14 protein-coding genes, 1 pseudogene and 1 riboswitch are annotated in these 20,598 nt (G+C 70.0%); of the genes and pseudogenes, 11 read left to right on the top strand and 4 right to left on the bottom strand.

Annotated features, from left to right (window positions below; all coding sequences use genetic code 11):
* Positions 1 to 379 precede the first annotated feature (379 nt).
* The 7 genes from ABD235_RS35810 (at position 380) to ABD235_RS35840 (ending at position 12,771) form a co-directional block, all read left to right on the top strand.
* The gene (locus ABD235_RS35810) at positions 380 to 3,226 is read left to right on the top strand and encodes a type 2 lanthipeptide synthetase LanM family protein (RefSeq protein WP_344182390.1); all 2,847 of its coding nucleotides are present in this window, start codon (positions 380 to 382) and stop codon (positions 3,224 to 3,226) included.
* 50 nt (positions 3,227 to 3,276) lie between these two features.
* The gene (locus tag ABD235_RS35815; RefSeq protein WP_344182392.1) at positions 3,277 to 3,468 is read left to right on the top strand and encodes a hypothetical protein; all 192 of its coding nucleotides are present in this window, start codon (positions 3,277 to 3,279) and stop codon (positions 3,466 to 3,468) included.
* A gap of 73 nt (positions 3,469 to 3,541) precedes the next feature.
* Positions 3,542 to 6,466, top strand: a complete 2,925-nt coding sequence (locus tag ABD235_RS35820; protein WP_344182394.1) for an ATP-binding protein — start codon at positions 3,542 to 3,544, stop codon at positions 6,464 to 6,466.
* A 179-nt stretch (positions 6,467 to 6,645) separates the two neighbouring features.
* A complete protein-coding gene (locus ABD235_RS35825; RefSeq protein ID WP_344182395.1) occupies positions 6,646 to 7,875 on the top strand; it encodes an ROK family transcriptional regulator in 1,230 nt (409 codons plus the stop codon).
* Positions 7,876 to 7,894: 19 nt separating this feature from the next.
* Positions 7,895 to 8,380, top strand: a complete 486-nt coding sequence (locus tag ABD235_RS35830; RefSeq protein WP_344182397.1) for a TspO/MBR family protein — start codon at positions 7,895 to 7,897, stop codon at positions 8,378 to 8,380.
* 30 nt (positions 8,381 to 8,410) lie between these two features.
* Positions 8,411 to 11,746, top strand: coding sequence for a bifunctional lysylphosphatidylglycerol synthetase/lysine--tRNA ligase LysX (gene lysX / locus ABD235_RS35835; protein WP_344182399.1), 3,336 nt, complete (start codon positions 8,411 to 8,413; stop codon positions 11,744 to 11,746).
* A 77-nt stretch (positions 11,747 to 11,823) separates the two neighbouring features.
* Positions 11,824 to 12,771, top strand: a complete 948-nt coding sequence (locus ABD235_RS35840; protein WP_344182401.1) for a hypothetical protein — start codon at positions 11,824 to 11,826, stop codon at positions 12,769 to 12,771.
* Here ABD235_RS35840 and ABD235_RS35845 read toward each other — a convergent pair.
* Entirely contained in the window at positions 12,768 to 13,751 is a 984-nt protein-coding gene (locus tag ABD235_RS35845; RefSeq protein WP_344182403.1) for a helix-turn-helix transcriptional regulator, read from the bottom strand. The genes ABD235_RS35840 and ABD235_RS35845 overlap by 4 nt on opposite strands.
* On the opposite strand from ABD235_RS35845, the gene ABD235_RS35850 reads away from it, so the two are divergent.
* Positions 13,750 to 14,478: an SDR family NAD(P)-dependent oxidoreductase gene (locus ABD235_RS35850; protein ID WP_344182405.1), complete on the top strand. Its 729-nt coding sequence runs from the start codon at positions 13,750 to 13,752 to the stop codon at positions 14,476 to 14,478. The two genes, ABD235_RS35845 and ABD235_RS35850, sit on opposite strands and share 2 nt — an antisense overlap.
* 65 nt (positions 14,479 to 14,543) lie before the next feature.
* Here the strand turns inward: ABD235_RS35850 and ABD235_RS35855 are convergent, their stop codons facing one another.
* Positions 14,544 to 15,149: a hypothetical protein gene (locus ABD235_RS35855; RefSeq protein WP_344182407.1), complete on the bottom strand. Its 606-nt coding sequence runs from the start codon at positions 15,147 to 15,149 to the stop codon at positions 14,544 to 14,546.
* A 119-nt stretch (positions 15,150 to 15,268) separates the two neighbouring features.
* Here ABD235_RS35855 and ABD235_RS35860 point away from each other — a divergent pair, with 119 nt between their 5' ends.
* Positions 15,269 to 15,952, top strand: a complete 684-nt coding sequence (locus ABD235_RS35860) for an alpha/beta fold hydrolase (RefSeq protein WP_344182409.1) — start codon at positions 15,269 to 15,271, stop codon at positions 15,950 to 15,952.
* On the opposite strand, the gene ABD235_RS35865 is transcribed toward ABD235_RS35860, so the two are convergent.
* Positions 15,914 to 17,287, bottom strand: coding sequence for an L-serine ammonia-lyase (locus ABD235_RS35865; protein WP_344182411.1), 1,374 nt, complete (start codon positions 17,285 to 17,287; stop codon positions 15,914 to 15,916). The genes ABD235_RS35860 and ABD235_RS35865 overlap by 39 nt on opposite strands.
* Positions 17,288 to 17,365: 78 nt before the next feature.
* A riboswitch (glycine riboswitch) is annotated at positions 17,366 to 17,458 on the bottom strand.
* Between the two features lie 137 nt (positions 17,459 to 17,595).
* Between ABD235_RS35865 and ABD235_RS35870 the strand changes: the two genes are divergently transcribed.
* A complete protein-coding gene (locus ABD235_RS35870) occupies positions 17,596 to 18,525 on the top strand; it encodes a hypothetical protein (RefSeq protein WP_344182413.1) in 930 nt (309 codons plus the stop codon).
* A 1-nt stretch (position 18,526) separates the two neighbouring features.
* On the opposite strand, the gene ABD235_RS35875 is transcribed toward ABD235_RS35870, so the two are convergent.
* On the bottom strand, positions 18,527 to 18,859 hold the full coding sequence (locus tag ABD235_RS35875) for a DUF3817 domain-containing protein (protein WP_344182415.1): 333 nt from the start codon (positions 18,857 to 18,859) through the stop codon (positions 18,527 to 18,529).
* A 100-nt stretch (positions 18,860 to 18,959) separates the two neighbouring features.
* Between ABD235_RS35875 and ABD235_RS35880 the strand changes: the two are divergent.
* Positions 18,960 to 20,339: pseudogene (locus ABD235_RS35880) on the top strand (alpha/beta fold hydrolase); the annotation flags it as partial.
* Positions 20,340 to 20,598 lie beyond the last annotated feature (259 nt).

The raw sequence follows: 20,598 nt of genomic DNA on the forward strand, positions 1-20,598 counted from the left end.
GATTCGCCCCCATGTTCCTTGCCCCCACCCCGCACCCAAAGATGGGGGCCCGAGGCACTTGTCCGGCCCCGGACCGCTCGGGCATCGTTCTCGGCGTTCCAGCAGATCCACCGACACGGGAGGCCGGCCACGACGACAACGATCAGCGGGGGCCGGTGACGGCGGACCGCAACCCATGAATTCCTGAGCCGCGAAAGCCTTCCACCAGAGGCCGACCGGAACAGGCGCTGCTGCCGCGGGGCGGTCGTCCCCCAGTCACCGTCCCGCGGACAGCTGCAAAACAAGCGTTTGTGGGACACCTACGCCGAAGCGAACGCTTGCGGAAATATGGGGGACGCATACCCATGTCTTCCTGCCCGCCTGCTGCCACGCTGTCGGCGTGCTCGACTCACCGACCGCCGGGGCGCCCCCGACCGACCAGCCGAAGGCCTGGTGGTCAGCGGGGCTGGCACCGCACGAGCACGAGTCGGCGACACCGCCGTGGGCGGCGTACGTCGAACGTAGCTTGGGATTGCGGTCTGTACCACCACCCCTCGAGGGCGACTGGCAACAAGCCCTGGTCCGTTGCCTTCACCCCCTACTGGTCACCGCCCGCGACGACCTCACCACCGCCGGCCACACCGGCGCGGTCGCCGATCAGTTCCTGCACCGCCTGGGACTGCGCCTGGTCAAGCTCGCCGCCCGCACCCTGGTCCTCGAACTGGCCCGGGCCCGCAAACGCGGAGACCTGACCGGCAGCACCTCGGCGATGCGTTTCCTTGACTTCACCCACCGGCTCGTTGGAGGGAGCGAGCTGGCGGACTTCCTGGCCGCGTACCCGGTACTGGCCCGGGTCCTGGGCGAGGCGTGCCGACAGTCCGTCGAGGGCCACCTCGAACTGCTGACCCGCCTCGCCGAGGACCGCGAGCTGATCACCGCGAACCTGCTCGACGGCCAAGACCCCGGCGATCTCGTCAGCGTCGAACCAGGCGGAGACCCCCACCGCGGCGGCCGCTGCACGGCAACCCTCACCTTCGCCAACGGTCGACGCGTCGTCTACAAGCCGCGGTCTCTCGACCTGCACGGTCACTTCAACAGCCTCGTGCACTGGCTCAACGACCGGACCGAACTGGCGATCAGGACGGTTCGGCTCGCCGCCCGCACCGGCTACGGATGGCTCGAGCACATCGACTACCACCCGTGCACCGATCTTGCCGGCGTGAGCCGGTTCTACCAGCGACAGGGTGCCCTGCTGGCGCTGCTGTACGTGCTCGACGGCACCGACATGCATTACGAGAACCTCATCGCGGCGGGCGACCAGCCGGTTCTGGTCGACGTGGAGACGCTGTTTCACCCGAACACGACGGTGCAGACCACGATCGGCATAGACCCGGCACACGCAGCACTTCGCGACTCCGTCTACCGGACGGCCTTACTGCCCCTTCTGCTGGCCGGCGAGCACGGCGTCGTGGATCTGTCCGGACTCGGTGGCGACGCGGACATCGTCGCACCGCACAGCGTGGTGAGCTGGGCCGACGCGGGACTGGACACGATGCGACTCGTCCGGCGAGTCGCCCGGACCCGAGGCGGCCGGAACCGCCCGTACATCGACGGCGGTGCGACCGAACCCCGCGACCACGAGACCGGCATCGCGACCGGCTTCCGGCTGGCCTACAGCGCCATCGTTCGGGACCGCGACGAACTGCTCGCGGCTGATGGGCCGATCCAGCGCTGCGCCGAGGACGAGATTCGTTATGTCGCTCGCCCGACTCGCATCTACACGGGCCTGCTGGACGAGGCAACCCATCCCAATGCCCTGCGGTCAACCGGCAGCCAGGAAGCCTGGCTCGAACTGTTGTGGGAAACCGACAGCACAACACAGCGTCTGGTCCCCTACGAGCTGCAGGACTTGCGCTCCGGCGACGTGCCTTTGTTTCTCACCCGGCCGGGCAGCAAGGACGTCTGGACGGCCGACGGAACCGAGGTCACGGGGTTGTTCACCGAGAGCGGTCTGGACCGGGTACGGACCAAGATCTCGGGCCTCAACGAGATCGACCAGCACCGGCAGCTGTGGATCATCTCCGCGTCGCTGGCGACCCGGCCGGAGCCGGTCGTCCATGTGGCCAGGTCGCGGCCCGGCCTCGGCACGACCGAGGCCGATCCGGAGCAACTCCTTGCCTCAGCTACCGACATCGCGGACGAGATCGTTGCCCAGGCTGTCGGCGACCGCCACGGCAAGGTCAATTGGCTCGGCCTCGAACTGCTCGACGACCACCACTGGGCAGTGCTTCCGATGGGCGCGGGACTGACCAGCGGTTATCTGGGCACCGCGTTGTTTCTCGCCCAGGTGGGACAGCTGACGGGTGCGTCCAAGTACGGCGAACTGGCGTGGGACGCGATCCAGCCGCTTCCGGCGTTGCTGCAGGCATTGGGAGACGATCCCGATGCCGTCCAGGCCATCGGGATCGGAATGCACGGGTTGGGCGGCATCAGCTACGGTCTGCACCGCTTGACCTCTTTACTTGCCAGCACCGCCCCCGCCACCTGGTTGACCGGTGCCCTGGAGTTGTGCCACCAGGTCAAGCCGAACGCGACGTTCCCGAGCTTCGTCGACGGTGCGGCCGGCGGTCTGGCCGCCATGCAAGCGATCGAAGGGAACCCGGCGTCTGCCGCCCTCGCGGCCAAGTACGCCGATCAACTCGCCGCCGTGGTCGAGCAGTCGGTCAGCCGCGGCGACACGGCTGACGGTCTCGGCTTCTCGCGTGGGCATCTGGGTGTCGCCTGGGCCTTGGGACGTTATCGATCCGCCGGACAGCGGCATCGCGACGCCGCGCAGGCCGCTGCCCACCTCGGCGGCGGTACGAGCTCAGCGGGATGGTGTTCCGGCCTGGCCGGAACGATCCTGGCCCGCTGGTCGGCCGACCTGCCGATCGCTGTCGACGGGTACCTCGAAACCACTCGGAACCGCCCGCTGCTGGACGACCTCAGTCTGTGCCACGGCGAGCTCGGCGCTGTCGAACCGTTGCTGTGGCTCGTCCCGCACTACCCGGCCGCAGAGGCAGTCCGGCGCCGCCGAGCGGGGATGGTTCTGACTGCGCTGGCGCATCACGGCCCGCGCTGCGGCACACCGGGATCGGTTCCATCAGCCGGGCTGCTCAGCGGCCTGGCCGGAATCGGGTACGGGCTGCTGCGCCTGGGCTTCCACCAACAGGTGCCTTCGTTCCTCTTTCCACCCTCAACTGTCTGACGGCGTCCACCCGTTCGCCGATCAGCCGATCCATCCGATAGGAGAGCACCATGACCGCCCATGACGACCACGACGACCGCCTCGAGACTGATGAAGCCGACCCGATCGGCGCACCGCGCCCACCGGCCCGTGGCCGGGTCGGCTCGCGTGCCATGGCACTGATCGGCCTGGTCGGGATGGGCGCGGTTGGACTCGCAGCGGCTACGGAAGTCTGCAGCACCTGGCCCACGTTGGAGCACTGAAAACGGGACGGGCCGGAAGCGAACCTGCCGTTACTCCTGCGTCCTGGCCTGTCCGTCGTTAAAGTTGGCAAGCATGCAGACCCGCGCGTCAAACCTGGTCGGCAGGGACGGGGAGATCGACCATCTCCATGCCCTGCTGACCGCGACGCGTGACGGCCGCGGCGGCGCGGCTTTCCTTGTCGGCGAACCCGGCATCGGCAAGAGCCGTCTGTCCGCTGTGGCCACCACGATCGCGCTCGACACCGGCATGGTCACCTTGCGTGGCCGTGTCGGTGCGCTCGGTACCCTAGTGCCCTTTCGGCCGTTCACGGAAGCGTTTCTGTCGCTGATTCGCCGCGGGGAGATGCCGCCGCCGGAAGGGCTCGGCGCCTACCGCCAGGTGCTCGGCCGGGTGATCCCCGACTGGAGCGACGCGGCCACTCCGCAGGCCGCGGTGTCTCCGATCATCCTCGGCGAGGCTGTGCTTCGGCTGCTCGAGCTCGTCGGCCAGGACAACGGCTGTCTACTGGTTCTCGAAGACTTGCACAGCGCTGACCCGGAAACTCTGGCAGTCCTGGAGTACCTCGTCGACAGTGTCGGCGACGCCCCTGTAGCGCTGGTCGCGACCCTGCGCTCGGAGGAATGCCCAGCCCGCGAGCTGGCGCAGATCGCGGCGCAGCGAGGGACAGCCGACCTGATCGAGCTACACCCGCTCGATCACGACCAGGTAGGGCAACTGATCGGCGACTGTCTGGAGGTTTCTCCGACCAACGTTCCCGACTTCCTCATCGACCGGCTGTGGCAGGACAGCGCGGGTGTCCCGCTGGTGGTGGAAGAACTTCTGCAGGAGGCAACCCGGTCTGGACAACTGGTGTCCGCTCCGAACGGAAGCATCCAGGTCGTGGAAGGTCTCCGTACTGCCGTCCCTGGGTCGATCGTGCGTAGTGTCACCAGCAGGATCGAGAAGCTGGGCCCCGAGTCACGCGACCTTCTGGTCCTCGCGGCGGTGATCGGCCACCGGTTCCCACTGAGTGTGGTGCGACAGGCGACCGACACCGACGAACGGTTGCTGCTGGCCACTTTGCGGGCCGGGCTGGCGGCCCAACTGGTCGGTCCCGACGAGCCGGTGCCCGACTGGTACGCGTTCCGGCACCCCCTCACCGCCGAGGCCCTGCTCGCCGGAATCACGCCGACCGAACGTGGCGAACTGGCGCGGCGGTGCGCGGACGCGATCGAGCAACTACATCCCGGCTTGCCCGGCGAGTGGTGCACGATGGTGGCCGAACTGGCCGAGACCGGCGGAGACCTGCTCAGAGCCGGACGCCTCTTCGCCTCGGCCGGGCAGCGGTCGTTCGACAACGGTTCGATGGAGTCGGCGGTCAAGCTGCTGGAGCGGGCGACCGAGCTGCTCGAGTCCGACCCTGACATCGGGCACCGTGCCGACATCCTGGGCTCGTTGCTGATCGCGTTGAGCGAGACGGGGCAGTTCGAGAACAGCGCTGCTCACGCGGCCACGATCGAGCAGATGGCCTACCGCAACCTGGACAGCCGCAAGGTCGCCTCGCTGTACGTGCAGCTGGCGAACTTCGAGCACATGGCCGGCCGGTGGGCAGCAGCGCTGACCCACGTCGCCACGGCCCGGTCGTTGCTCGGCAGTGATGCGGGTGACGCGGACTTCGCCCCGGTCGACGCGATCGCCGCGCACCTCGAACTGGCGCGAACCAGCCCCGGCCGGATCAAGTCCGCTACTGAGCTGGCTTCCCGGGCCGCGGAGGCGGCTGAGCGCGCTGACCTGCCGGCCGTCGCCTGCGATGCCCTGCAACTGCTGGGCATCTTGTCGCGAGAGAAGGACCTGGACCGGTCGATCGCGTACTTCCACCGCGCGCGCCAGGTCGCTGAGGCGAACAACCTGACCTTCCAGCGCGTCTGTTCGCACATCTTCCAGGCAGGCTCGATCCTCCTGGCCACCGGAAGTCTCGTCGAGCTCGAACGCGCCCGCCAGCAGGCGATGGGGATCGGCGCGATCTCCCTGGCCTACGAGGTGGACGGCACCATCGCGCAGGCGCTGGTGATGCGCTCGGAGCACGAGCGGGCCGGCCGACTGATCGACGAGTGCCTGGACTTCACCCGCCGGGTCCGGATCGGACGGTCGGCGACCTACTTCCTGGCCACGAAGGCCATGCTCGAGGCGCATCAAGGTCACCGGGCGGCGATGGAGTCGGCACTTGCCGAGGCCTCCTCCTGGGGTGGCGAGCGGGCGTCGTACGAGCTGCCCTACTCCTACGGTCTTGCCCGCACCTTTTGCGCGCTGCTCGAGGAGAACCGGGAGTTGGCCGAGTCCGAGATGGCGCAGGCCCTCGCTTACGACGCTCAGAATCCGACCACCTTCCACACCTCGGGCAAGAACGGTGTCGGACTGCTGCTCGGCGTACTGTCGGGCCGGAACAGCTGGGAGCACCTCGAGGTCGTCAGCGCGACATCGGCTAGCAAGATGCGCTGGAACAAACAGTTCGTGCACCTGTCGCACGCCATCCTGCTCGGTCGGCTCGGCCAGGGCGACGAGGCAGCCCATCAAGTCGCCGAAGCGCTGACGACGTCGGAGATCTACCCGATGGCGCGGCACCTCGGTCTGCGACTGGTGGCCGAGGCCGCCTGGACCGACGGCTGGGGAACGCCGGTCGAATGGTTGCGGCAGGCCGAGAACTGGTTTCACGAGGCAGAGATCGGGCCGGTCGCCAGCGCCTGCCGGAGCCAGTTGCGTCAGTGGGGCGAGACCGTCCCACAACGACGCAGCGGGTCCGAACAGGTACCAGCCAACCTTCGCAAACTCGGGATCACCTCCCGGGAGTACGAGGTCTGTCTTCTCCTCGTCGATCGGATCGGGAACAAGTCGATCGCGTCGCGGTTGCACATCTCGCCCCGTACCGTGGAGAAGCACGTGGCGAGTTTGATGACGAAGACGCGGCAGCCGGATCGGGAGGCGCTCAGCAGTTTCGCGCGGACGGTGTTGCAGGACTGATCCCGGGGTCCGCGCGTGTGTTCGGGCGTGTCGCGGCCGGTCAGTGATAGTTGTCGTGGCACCGAAACTCCGGGTGATCCGCCCACGCCGGAGTCGAGCGGCGCGCGGCATTCCGCTGGATAATTTATGAACGCTCGCTTTCTATATAGGATGGGCGAGTGGCAGGCAAGGGGTCGGACATGAGCAAGGGAACGGTCGGCGGCGGCGGTACGACGATGCTGCGGCGGATCAACGTCGCTGCGGTGCTGGACGCTGTCCGGCGCTCGGCGCCCGCGCCGCTACGGGTGGCGGAACTGGTCGAGCGGACCGGTCTGGCCAGACCGACGGTCGCGCAGGCGGTCGACGAGCTGCTCGACGCGGGCTGGTTGCAGCAGCACGGGCCGGACTCCGCGGACCGCTCGCTGGGCCGGCCGGCCATCCGGGTGTCGCTGCGTGGTCGCGCGGCACCGGTGCTCGGCCTCGACGTCGGCCCGCACCGGGTCACCGTCGGTGTGTCGGACCTGGCCGGCCGCAAGCTCTCCCTCGTACGGCGGTCAGGTCCGGGCTGGACGGCCCAGGAGCTGCTCGGCGTGATCAGCGAGGTGATCACCGAGGCGCTGGCCGAGGCGGAGGTCCCGGCCGAGGACATCGCGGCCGCGGTCGCCGCGAGCCCGGGCATCGTGGACGAGCACACCGGGCGGGTCCAGCTGGTCCCGTCCGTGCCGGGCTGGTCCTCGATCGACCTGGTCAAGCACGTGCGGTCCCTGCTCGACTGCCCGGTCATGCTCGACAACGACGCCAACCTGGCCGCCCTGGCGATCGCCGCGGCCCGGGGTGGTACCGGCACGCTGCTCGCCGTCCAGTGGGGTGAGCGGCTCGGTGCGGGCATCGTGATCGACGGCCGGCTGCACCGCGGGACGGGCGCGGCCGGTGAGATCGGCTTCATCGCCACCGCGCCGGACGACGTGATCAACCCCGAGGACAGCCGTGGACCGCTGGAGCGGGCCGTCGGTTCCGAGGCGATCGCGGCACTCGGCCGGCAGGCCGTGCTCGACAACCCCGACTCCCGCCTGGCCGAGCTCGGCCGCGACCAGCTCGACACGGCCGACGTGTTCGCCGCGGCCGCTGAGCGCGACCCGGTGGCTCAGGCTGTGGTGCAGCAGGTCGCCCGCGACTTCGCCCGCGCGCTGGCGCCCGCCGTACTGGTGCTCGACCCCACCGCCGTCGTCATCGGTGGTGGTGTCGCTCGCGCCGGCGCGGTCCTCCTGGACGCCATCTCCGACCAGCTCCGGCTGCTCACGCTCAACCACCCGAAGCTGGAACTGTCCGCTCTCGCCGAGGACGCCGTCGTCACCGGTGCCATGCGAATGGCCCTGGACGAGGTGTGGCAGCGCAAGCTCCCGACTCCCGCGTTGACTACGACGGCGTAACCCTGGGCACTGGTCCGGCATGAGCACCTGGACCGAGCATCGCCCAGTCCGCAGTGCGGCCGCACTGGCCATCAATCTCGCCGCGGTCGCCGCGGCCGCGCTGATCGGCGCGCTCGGCGTACAGGGCACCACCGAGCGGTACGCCGAGCTGCAGCAGCCGTCGTGGGCTCCCCCGAGCTGGCTGTTCGGTCCCGTGTGGACCGTCCTCTACGTGATGATCGCGATCAGCGGCTGGCTCGTGTGGCGCCGGACGGGCTGGTCGAAGGAACTGATCCCGTACGCCGTCCATCTGGTCCTCAACGCGATCTGGACGCCGCTGTTCTTCGGCGCCGACGCGATCGGCCTCGCGCTGATCGAGATCGTCGTGCTCTGGGCGGCGATCGCCTGGACCGTCGTCACGTTCCGTCAGGTCAGCCGGCCGGCCGCCGCGCTGCTTCTCCCGTACTGGGCGTGGACGACGTTCGCCACCGCCCTCAACGCGACCATCTGGTGGCTCAACCGCTGACCCGGAGACTCGCAGTGGGATGATCACTGCGTGTCAGGGCAGCAGACCGTCCCCAAGTGGCGGCAACGAGCGGCGGTCTGGGTCGGGCGAGCGGTCGTCACGGCCGCCGTCTGGTCGTTCGTCGCGGTGCCGTTGCACCTGGCCGCACCTGAGGTGGTCAAGCGCGTCGAAGCGGTGATCGACTTCGTCGGCATCCCGGCCGGGCACACGTTCCTGTCGGCGGTGTACCTGGCGGTGGTCGGCAGCGCGCTGCTGCGCGGCAAGCGGGCCGCGCTGCTGTGGGTGCTGTGGGTCTTCGAGGGCCTGACGCTGCTGACCAGCATCGCCGCACTCGGCTTCATCAGCGTGCAGATCGCCAACCCGAACGATCCCGACCTGATCGCGGAGTTCGGGCGGGCGTCGTACGAGGATCTGGAGCTCGGCATCGCGCGGGTCGTCGTGCCGATCCTGATGATCGTGCTGCTGTGGAAGATCCGGGACAGCTTCCCGGCCCGGCTCGCGCCCGGTAGCCGGCGGCTCGCGATCGGCGTGATGGTCACCGGGCTGCTGATCTCGATCGGGGTCAGCATCACGCTCACCCAGGTCTTCCCGCACAGCCTGCAGGGGCAGCGGGAGAAGATCGGCTGGGCGGTGTTCGCGGCGTTCGGGCAGAGCCGGGCCCGGATGGGATCGGGGCACGAGGGCCACACCTGGGTCGGCCTGACCGTCGGCTTCCTGTCCGCCGCGACGCTGGTGATCGCGTTCTGGATCTTCCTCCGCTCGGTCCGCCGGGTCCGCTACCTGAGCCAGCCCGAGGAGCTCGAGGTCCGCCGCCTGCTGCTCCAGTACGGCGAACGCGACAGCCTCGGCTACTTCGCGACCCGGCGCGACAAGGCCGTCGTCTTCTCCCCCGACCGCGACGCCGCGATCGCGTACCGGGTGGTCAACGGCGTCAGCCTGGCCAGTGGCGACCCGCTCGGCGACCCGGCGGCCTGGCCGGCCGCGATCAAGACCTGGCTGACCGAGTCGCAGGCGTACGGCTGGTCCCCCGCCGTGCTGTCGGCCGGCGAGGAGGCCGCCCACGCGTACGTCGACGCCGGGCTGCGGGCGCTCGCGATGGGCGACGAGGCGATCATCGACGTCGCCGACTTCACGCTCGAGGGCCGCACGATGCGGCCGGTCCGGCAGGCCGTCACCCGCGCGCAGCGCGCCGGGTACCACGCGCAGGTCGTCCGGCACGGCGATCTCCCCGCGGAGGACCTGGCCCGGTACGTCGAACTGGCCGAGCGGTGGCGCGGCGCTCGGACCGAACGCGGGTTCTCGATGGCGCTCGGCCGGCTCGGGGACGCGGCCGACGCGCGCTGCGTGATGGTCGTCGCGCGGGACGCCGAGGGCGCCGTACGGGGGTTGCTCTCGTTCGCGCCGTGGGGGGTGCGCGGGGTCTCGCTCGACCTGATGCGCCGCGACCCCGACTCGGTCAACGGGCTGATGGAGTTCATGGTCGCCTCGCTGGTCGACGCCTGCGGCGACCTCGGCGTGCACCGGATCTCGCTGAACTTCGCGATGTTCCGGGAGATCTTCAGCGACGCCGAGCGGGTCGGCGCCGGGCCGGTCCTACGGCTGACCAACGCGCTGCTGACCGCGGCCTCGCGGTTCTGGCAGCTGGAGAGCCTGTACCAGTCCAACGAGAAGTACCTGCCGCGCTGGTCGCCCCGGCTGATCTGCTACTCGCGCGGCGCCTCGCTCGCGCAGGTGCTGCTCGCCGCCGGGACTGCCGAGGGCTTCCTGCCCGCGCCACGGCCGTGGACGCGCGTCGACGCCAGCACCAGCACGGACCGGCACGCGATCACCGTCGGCGACAGCGGCGAGTTCGCGAACACCGTGCGTGAGCTGGAGAACGAGCTGCTCCGGCCCGCGCTGCCGGAGCGCAAGCTCACCGAGCAGGAGCGCGTACGCCGGACCAAGCTCGCCGAAATGGTTGCTGCAGGCATCGACCCGTACCCGGTCACGGTGCCCCGGACGGAAACCCTGGAACGGATCCGCGAGCTGCACCAGAACCTGCCCGCCGATCACCGCACCGGTCATGAGGTCTCCGTCACCGGCCGCGTCGTCCGCCTGCGCAACCACGGCGGACTGGCCTTCGCCGAGCTGCAGGACGGTCTGACGCCGTTGCAGGTGATGATCACCGACGACCTGGACAGCTGGAACCGCTGGGTCGACATCGGCGACCACGTCAGCGTCACCGGCGAGGTCGTGACGAGCCGCCGCGGCGAGCTGTCCGTCGCGGCGACCGGCTGGACGATGGCGGCCAAGTGCCTGCACCCGTTGCCCGACAAGCGCAAGGGCTTCACCGACCCCGAGGCGCGGGTCCGGCAGCGGCACCTCGACCTGGTGATGAACCCGGACTCGCTGCGGATGATGCGGCACCGCAGTACCGCCGTACGGGCGCTGCGGCAGGGGTTCGAGACGCGCGGCTTCACCGAGGTGGAGACGCCGATGCTGCAGGCCGTGCACGGCGGCGCGAACGCGCGGCCGTTCGTCACGCACATCAACGCCTACGACACCGAGCTGTTCCTGCGGATCGCGCCGGAGTTGTTCCTGAAGCGGCTCGGGGTCGGTGGACTCGGCAAGATCTTCGAGCTGAACCGCAACTTCCGCAACGAGGGCGCCGACGCGACCCACAACCCGGAGTTCACGTCGGTCGAGGCCTACCAGCCGTACGCCGACTACCACGTGATGCGCGAGCTGACCCGCGAGCTGCTGCTGGAGACGGCGACCGCGGTGTTCGGCAAGCCGGTCGTCCAGCGCGACGGCGAGGAGCTCGACATCTCCGGCGACTGGCCGGTGATCAGCGTGCACGAAGCGGTCAGCCGGGCCACGGGCGTCGACCTCGACTCCGGGACGCCGGTCACGCACCTGCGGGCCATTTGCGCCAAGCACGGCTTACGGGCGGGCTTCGAGCTGACCGCCGGCGAGCTGGTCCTGGAGCTGTACGACGAACTGGTCGAGCCGAACACCACGCTGCCGACGTTCTACACCGACTTCCCGCTCGAGACCTCGCCACTGACCCGCGTGCACCGCACCGATCCGCGGCTGGCCGAGCGCTGGGACCTGGTCGCCTTCGGCGCCGAGATCGGTACGGCGTACTCGGAGCTCGTGGACCCGGTCGAGCAGCGCCGCCGGCTGACCGAGCAGTCGCTGAAGGCCGCCGCCGGCGATCCCGAGGCGATGTCGCTGGACGAGGACTTCCTGGCCGCGCTGGAGTACGCGATGCCGCCGACCGGCGGGCTCGGGCTCGGCGTCGACCGGATCGTGATGATGCTGACCGGGCAGAACATCCGGGCCACGCTGGCCTTCCCGTTCGTCCGCCCGGCACCCCGGAGCTGATTTCCGAGTCGCCGGGGACCCGGAAGACCCCTACGCTTTGAACCACAAGGGGTTCTAGGGGCCTGGGGGCGGGACAAATGAAGAAGCTGGTCTCTGTGGTGCTCGGGGTGGCACTGCTCGGTACGGCGGCAGCGTGCGGGGACGGTTCGGCACCGGAGGCCGACCCGAGTACGTCGGTGGTGACCACGCCGACGGACCCGCCGACCACGAGCGCGCCTCCGCCTCCTCCGCCGAAACCGGCCGGTCCGCTGACCGGCGCGGAGTACCAGGCGAACCTCGCGAAGCTCGACCAGCAGATCGCGACCGACCTCCGCGGGCTGACCGGCGCGAAGTCGGCGGACAACCTGGCCGACGCGATGGACACGTTGGCCGAGTCGCTGAACTCGACCGCCGCCGAGCTGGCGCTGCTCAAGGTCCAGCCGAACGTCGCGGCGGCCCACAAGACGCTGCAGACCAAGCTTCGCGCCGCGGCCTCGTCGCTGACCGGCCCGCAGGCCGACGACGTCGACACGAACGCCAAGTGCGGCGGCGTCGTCTACACCTCACAGAACGTGCAGCGGAAGCTCACCACGGACCTGACCGGCGCGATCGCTCCGCTCGGACGCTTCGGCCTGAAGTTCGGTACGACGCTGCCCGACGTCGGCCCCGAGCCGGCCGACCAGCGCCCGTCGAACGGCGACGTCCTGCTCCGCTCCGGAGCCCGCGGCTCCGGCCGCCTCCAGGTGACGAACGGAACGACCGAGGACGTCGCGATCGCGATCGTCACCGACGGCAAGCCCCCGAGCAAGCCGCACCTGCTGGTCTACGTGCAGGCCAAGAAGACCGCCACCATCAACCGCATCGGCGGCAAGTACCACGTCTACTTCAAGAGCGGCACCGACTGGAACCCCAAGCGCCGCCAGTTCAGCGCCGGCTGCAGCTTCTCCAAGTTCGACGAGGGCTTCGGCCGCAACGAAGGCTGGAAGATCGACCTCCAGCCCACCCTCCTCGGCAACGCCTCCACCAGCGACGTGGACGCGTTCTAGGCGAGGGTCTGCAGGCCGATCACCGAGAGGAGTTTGAGTTTCTCGGCGGCTTCGGAGTTGGGTGGGGCGGTGTAGACGACGATGCGCAGGTCGCTGCCGGGGACGGTCAGGACGTCGCAGTCGAGGACGATCGGGCCCAGGTCAGGGTGTTCGACGGTCTTGTGGTCGGAGCCGTGGAAGGCGATCTGGTGGTTGTCCCAGGCGGTGGCGAACTCGGGGCTGACCGCGCGCAGGTCGGCGACGAACTGGTGCAGGTCGGGGTCCTTGGGATAGCGGGTGACGGCGGCGCGCAGGTCGGTGACCATCGCGAGCTTGAACCGCTCGGCTTGCTCCGGGGTCTGCCGGACCCGGCCATGGCCGGTGACGTACGTGCCGTCGGCCGACCGGCGGTCCACAGCGCCCGCGCGGCCCGTGAAGTACAGCCAGATGATGTTGCGCTCCCGGGGGCGCAGCCCGGACGGGTCGCCGAGCATCGCGGCCCACAGGGAGTTCCAGCTGATCATCGTCCAGGACGCGTCGGCCACGCTCAGCGGTGCGCCGTCGAGCTGGTCCACCAGGCGCTGGACACCAGGCGGGATGTACGTCGAGATCCGCCCGGGCGCCGGCGGCGCCTGACCGGCCAGCACGAACAGGTGATCCCGCTCGGCGTCGCCGAGCCGCAGCGCCCGGGCCAGCGAGGTCAGGACCTGGGCCGACGGCGACGAGGACCGCCCCTGCTCGAGCCGTACGACATAGTCGACCGACAGCCCGGCCAGCTGGGCGAGCTCCTCGCGCCGCAGTCCGGGCGCCCGGCGTACGCCGTTCACGGGCAGGCCGGCCTCGGCCGGGGTCACCCGGTCGCGCCAGGCGTGCAGGGTCTTGCCGAGTTCGGACACCTCTCCAGTATTGCGGCCCGGCGCCGCGACAGCCTGGTACTGCCGTTCCCCAGGCTGTTCCGGGTACTGCCTGACCTCGCCGTGACCGGCCAGAGTCGTTGCCATGACCATCACACTGATCACCGGGGCCAACAAGAGCCTCGGCTTCCAGACCGCCCGCGAACTAGTTGCCCTCGGCCACATCGTGTACGTCGGGGCGCGCGACCTCGAGAAGGGCCGCAAGGCCGCCGCCGACCTCGGCGCGCAGACCGTCCAGCTCGACGTCACCGACGCCGACTCCATCCGCGCCGCCGCGCGGCAGATCGAGGCCGAGCAGGGCCGGCTCGACGTGCTCGTGAACAACGCCGGCATCCCCGGGCACCTGAACGCCGCCGGCATCCCTGGCGACCCGTCCACGGCGACGGAGGTGACTGCCGAGACGCTCCGGACGGTCTTCGAGACCAACGTCTTCGGCGCCGCGCAGGTACTGCACGAGTTCCTGCCCCTGCTGACCAGGAGCGAGCACCCAGTCGTGGTGAACGTCAGCAGCGGACTCGGTTCGATCGCGGGCGTGCCCCGCGCCGGTGAGTCGGCGATCCCGTCGTGGATCCCGGTCCCGGGCTACGCGGCGTCGAAGGCCGCGCTCAACATGCTCACCGCACAGTTCGCGTACCTGCTGCCGGACCTGCGGATCAACACCGTCGACCCGGGCTTCACCGCCACCGACTTCAACGGCCACAGCGGCACGCAGACGGTCGAGGAGGGCGCGGCGATCATCGTCCAGGCGGCCACGGTCACCAAGGACGGCCCGACCGGCCAGTACCTGAGCATCCACGGCCCGGTCGCCTGGTAGTCGGTACGCCGTCCGCCCGTATGAGGTCCTGGCGGGACGCAGCCGTCGACCACAGCCGGCGGCGGCTACGGCACCAGCGCGTCGAGCCAGCCGAGCAGCCCCTCGACCAGCCCCGGATCCGAAGGGTGGTCCGTGACCGGCGGCGTACCCGTCGGGCTCGGCGAAGGCGATGACGACGGCGAAGGTGGCGAGGACGGCGACGGCGCGGGCGTCCCCGCAGGCGGCTCGGTCGGCCCAGGCGTCGGCAGCACCGGCGGCCGGGCCGTGATCGTCGGCAGCACCCGGCGCGTCGGGTCCTCCGCCGTACCGGTCGTCGCAACACCCGGCGTCGGACGCCCCGCCGAGTCCCCGGCACGGCTGTCCGACTGGGCGTCGCCGCGACCGACCCCGAGCGACTCCGTCGAGAGCACCGGCGTCGGCGTCACCGCCGGCCGTGGATCCCCCTCGACGCGGGGGTAGCTCTGGTCGGCCGGGTCGACGATCGGCAGGCCCGCGACCGGCGTGGCCGCGTCGGAGTCGCCTGCGCCGGGCAGCGGCAGCAGACCCACGACGGCCAGGGCGGCGTACAGGCCGATGGGCAGGGCGATGCAGGCGGCGGTACGGCGAACCCTCTTGCTCCTCAGCGGGGTCCGGCGCGGTGCTGCCTGTTCTTCCTCGGAGAACAGACTCACAGTTCCGGCACAGTAGCGGGTTTTCACACGTTTCAAACAGGTCTTGGAACGATATTCACCGGAATCTCAACGCGCCACGACGCCGAGCGACCAGGCGGTGACCGTGTCAGCCTCTAGCCATGACAAATCTCCTGCTGCACGGACTCGGCGCGACCCGCCGGGTCTGGGACGGCTGGTCCGGTGCCCTCGCCCCCGACCTGCCCGGTCACGGCACGGCCGATCCACTCGACAGCTACAGCTTCGAGTCGATCACCGCCGCCGTCGCCCACGACCTGCCCACCGAGCTGACCACGGTCGTCGGCCACTCACTCGGCGGCGTGATCGCCCTCGAGCTCGCCAGCGGCCGGTACGGCGTACAGGTGGACCGCGTGATCGCGCTCGGCGTGAAGGTCACCTGGTCCGACGAGGACCTGGCCCGAACCGCCGCGCTCGCCGCCAAGCCGGCCGCCTGGTTCGACACCCGCGAGGCCGCCGCCGAGCGCTACCTGAAGGTCGCAGGACTCCAGGGCCTGGTCGATCCGGCAAGCGACGCCGTCGGCCACGGCCTGCTGCGGATGGACGGCCGGTGGCGCCTCGCCCTCGACAACAAGGCGTTCGGCGTCGGCGCGCCCAACCTGCCCCGCCTGCTGCGCGAGGCCCAGGCGGACGTCGTCCTGGCGCGTGGTGAGCTCGACCCGATGAACACCGACACCGAGTACGCCGACCTGCACGACCGCGTCGTCACGCTGCCGGGCCTGGGCCACAACGCCCACGTACAGGACCCGTCAGCACTCGATCACGTTGACGGCCAGGCCGCCTCGTGACGTCTCCTTGTACTTGATCTTCATGTCGGCGCCGGTCTCGCGCATCGTCTTGATCACCTTGTCCAGCGTGACCACGTGCACCCCGTCCCCGTGCATCGCCATCCGGGCCGCGTTGATCGCCTTCACCGAGGCCATCGCGTTCCGCTCGATGCACGGGATCTGGACCAGCCCGCCGACCGGGTCGCAGGTCAGGCCGAGGTTGTGCTCCATCGCGATCTCGGCCGCGTTCTCGACCTGCTCCGGTGTCCCGCCGAGCACCTCGCACAGCCCGGCCGCGGCCATCGAGCAGGCCGAACCGACCTCACCCTGGCAGCCGACCTCGGCGCCGGAGATCGACGCGTTCTCCTTGTAGAGCACGCCGATCGCCCCGGCCGCCAGCAGGAACCGCACGACGCCGTCCTCGGTCGCGCCCGGGACGAACCGGCGGTAGTAGTGCAGGACGGCGGGAATGATGCCCGCGGCACCGTTCGTCGGCGCGGTGACGATCCGGCCGCCGGAGGCGTTCTGCTCGTTCACCGCGAGCGCGAACAGGTTCACCCAGTCCATCACCTTGAGCGGGTCGACCGACCACTTGTCGCCGCTCAGCTTCTGGTGCAGGCCGTGCGCCCGCCGCGGGACCTTCAGACCGCCGGGCAGGACGCCCTCGGTCTCGCAGCCCTCGTCCACGCAGTCCTGCATCACCTGCCAGATGTGCAGCAGGCCCTCGCGGATCTCCGGCTCGGTGCGCCAGGCCAGCTCGTTGGCGAGCATCACCTCGCTGATCGGCAGGCCGGACTCGCGGCAACGGTCGAGCAGCTCGGCGCCGGACAGGAACGGGTACTTCAGCGGGGTCCGGTCGGGCACGATCCGGTCGCCGGCCGCCGCGTCCTCGTCGACGACGAAGCCGCCGCCGACCGAGTAGTAGGTGCGCTCACGCAGTACGGCGCCGTCGGCGTCGCGGGCGACGAAGGTCATCCCGTTCGGGTGGTACGGCAGCGCCTTGCGGCGGTGCATCACCAGCTGGGTGTTCTCGTCGAACGGGATCTCGTGCTCGCCGGCCAGCCGCAGGATCTTGGCCGCGCGGATCGCCTCGACACGGCCCTCGACCGCGCGGGTGTCGACGGTCTCGGGGTCCTCGCCCTCGAGCCCGAGCATGACCGCCTTGTTGCTGCCGTGCCCGTGCCCGGTCGCGCCGAGCGAGCCGAACAGCTGCGACTCGACAGCCGTCGTACGGGTGAGCAGGCCGTCGGCGGCGAGGCCGACGGCGAAGGTCCGGGCCGCGCGCATCGGGCCCACGGTGTGGGAGCTCGACGGGCCGATCCCGATACTGAACAGGTCGAAAACGCTGATCGCCATCTGGAGGTTCCTTCCGGTCGTCGTTGACCGATCGGTGTGCCTCCCCGCTCTGTCAGGCGTGCTGCCTTCCAGAGGTGCCTCGCCCGTGCGGTGAGGGTGCCTGAGAGATTCTTGGGGAGAGTTGCTCCTACGGCGCCCGGGTCGGGCCCGGGTCTCTCCCGCACGGGTTCATGCGGCGTGTGCTGCTGACGGTCGCGACGGTACGGCGGACCCGCGGCCCTCGTCAATCCGGCGGTGCACTCCACAGAGGGAGAGCGTTCCCCCGCACGGGGGATCCCTCGGAAGCACCACCACCACAAGCTGAAGACATGACGACGAGCACGCATCCGCACGACCACGCACCGGGTGAGGCGACGACGCCGCGGTGGATGCGCTGGGCGCCTCTCGCCTCAGCCGGGTGGGCGGCGGCGTACGGGCTGGTGCGGTTCTGGTTCGCCACTGGGCATGCACCGGACTGGGAGTTGCCCGGGAGCGATCTGATGATCTCCTACTGGCTCTCGCTCGCGTTCTGCGTGCTGAGCGGGGTCCTGGTCGTGCTGCCGGTGTCGCGGGTGACCATAGGGCTCACCTGGGCAGCAGCCGCCGGCTGGGTCGCCGTGTGCGGCTTCGCGCTGCTCGACGTCGTCGCCGCCGTACTGCCCGGCCTCGGCATCCCCTTCGACCCACTCGGTCTACTCAGCCGGGTCGGCGGCCTCACCGGCGCAGGCCTTCTCGCGGCGACCGCTCTGGCCAGGCAACGACAGCTCGACCCGTCCTGCCTGCGCTGCAGCGGCAGCCGTCGACCGGTGACGTCCACACCCCACTGGGCCATCGCCGGAGCAGCCGTCGCCGCAGCAGGCTGCCTCATCCGCCTGGCCGCTCAGGCGGTCGTCGGCTTCGGCAGCACGCCGTACGACGCACGCTCGGCGGTGATCCTCTTCGAGACCGGTTTCCTGCTCGCAGGCCTCCTGCTCCCGCTCCTACTGGTCACCCGCGCCGGCCGGATCTTCCCGCGCTGGATGCTGCTGCTCCCCGGCGGCGGACTCGGCGCCGGCATCACGGCGTACTTCGGCGTCGGACTGCTCCAGATGTTCGCAGCCGTGCTGCGGCACGAGCCGATCTTCGGGGACATCGACCTGCCCGAGGCGTTCTTCTGGGTCGCCGTACCGGCCTACGTGCTCTGGGGCGCGGGACTGCTCACGGCGACGTGCGGCTACTACCTCCGGACGCGCCGACCCTGCCGCGGCTGCGGCCGGTGAATCAGCCGAGGCGGTTGGTGCGGGCCGCCCACAGCTCGAAGAACCAGGTGAACAACGGGGGAACGCTTGCCGCCAGCGCGAGCAGCGTGGTCGTCCAGGTCCAGCGCAGCGGCGTGCGGACGACCACGACGGTCAGCACGTAGGCGACGAAGATCCCGCCGTGGATCGGCCCGAAGATCTGGACGCCGATCTCGTTGTCCGACAGCACGTACTTGAACAGCATGCCGATCAGCAGCCCGGTCCAGGAGATCGCCTCGGCGATCGCCACCACCCGGAACCAGGTCGCGTGCTTCGAACCAGCCGGCGCGTCCACGGCTGCAACAGTCTCGGTCATCAGATCAGTGACCCTAACAAGTCCGCCCAACCCGCTCCCGGGTTCCCTCCGGGTCCGCACCGGATGCCGGTCAGGGTCGGGGCGGCGAAAGATCGTCTCAATGAAGAGACCGATTGTTTGGTGTGCGGCCGCGGCCGCAGTACTCGCGACGTTGACCGTCCCGGCGGCCGCTGCGGCGCCGTCCGTCGACTGGGCGGCCTGCCAACCCGAGCCTGGTGACACCCCGGAGGACATCGCCCTCCTCCCCGGCTCGGAGTGCGCCACTCTGACCGTGCCGATCAACTGGGACGACCCGGCCGAAGGCACGTTCGAGTTGGCAGTGGCCCGGCGGAAGGCCCAAGGACAACGCCAAGGCGTGCTGGTGTTCGGTCCCGGTGGTCCCGGTGACTCCGGCGTCGAGCGGATCCGGACCGGGATGAGCCGGTTCAGCCAGCGGCTCGAGGACCGCTTCGACATCGTCAGCTTCGACCCGCGCGGTGTTTCCCGGAGCAACGCCGTGAAGTGCTCGGCCGCACTCCTCGCGCGGCAGCCGTCTCCAATCCTGAAGAGCCAGCAGGACTTCGACGCGACGATCAAGTACAACCGCGATCTCGCCAAGGACTGCCGGCAGAACACCGGCCCGGTCTACGACCACCTCGACACCCTGCAGACCGTCCGCGACGTCGACGCGATCCGCGCCGCCCTCGGAGAGCAGCGGATCTCCTTCCACGGCAGCTCGTACGGCACCTTGCTCGGCCAGCAGTACGCCGCGCGCTACCCGCAGCGGGTGCGCGCACTGGTCCTGGAGAGCGTCTTCGACCACGGCTCGGCGACGACCGGCCAGTTCCTCGACGCGCAGGCGTGGGCCGGGCAGGACTCCTTCGACGAGTTCGTGAAGTGGTGTACGACGGCAACGACCTGCGCGCTGCACGGTCAGGACATCCACGCACTGTGGGATCGGCTGCTCGCCCGCGCCGATCGCGGTGAGCTGCCCGATCCGCAGCGGCCGTCGTACCCGATCACGCCGTTCCAGCTGAGCTTCGTGACGTTCCGGACCTTCTACGGACCGGACTGGGCGCGACTGGCCGGGATCCTGAAGCAGCTGGACCAGAGCGCGCCGCCCACCCAGCAGCCGCCGGTGCCGACCGGGTTGACGAGCTTCTCGTTCGTGACGTTCTGCCGCGACTTCAGCCTGCCGGTCCGCGACTACCGCGAGTACGCCGGTCACCTGCGGCGGCTCGCGCGAGACAACGAGGATCTGCGCTACCCCGGCCAGCTGCTGGCCGTGTCGACCTGCCTGGGCTTGCCGAAGGCAACCAACCCGCAGCGCAACCCGAAGCCGTACGACTTGCGGACGCCGGCGCTGCTGATCAACAGCCTGCACGATCCCGCGACCGGCTACAACGGCGCCACGAGCGTCGCCCGTCAGTTCGCCCGGGACGGCGTACTGGTCACCTACCGCGGGTGGGGTCACGGCAGCTACACGACGAGCCCGTGCATGGAGGCAACGGTCGACGACTATCTGGTCGCGCTGGACGTCCCGCGCCGGGGAACGAGCTGCGCGGCGGTCGACCCTACGAGCTGAACCGTTTTACGAAGGATCACCCTCGGTCAACCATCGGTCGACAGGGGGTGATCGGTCGTTCACCCGAAGGCTTTCCCTTGACCACCCCTGCCGAGGGCAACCATCACCGTCCGTTCCCTTGTGGTGATCGTCCGTAGCCTCAACGATTCCCTCACCGTGGCCCTGTGAGGCAAGG

It is taken from the genome of Kribbella lupini (assembly GCF_039529595.1).
Classification (GTDB): domain Bacteria; phylum Actinomycetota; class Actinomycetes; order Propionibacteriales; family Kribbellaceae; genus Kribbella; species Kribbella lupini.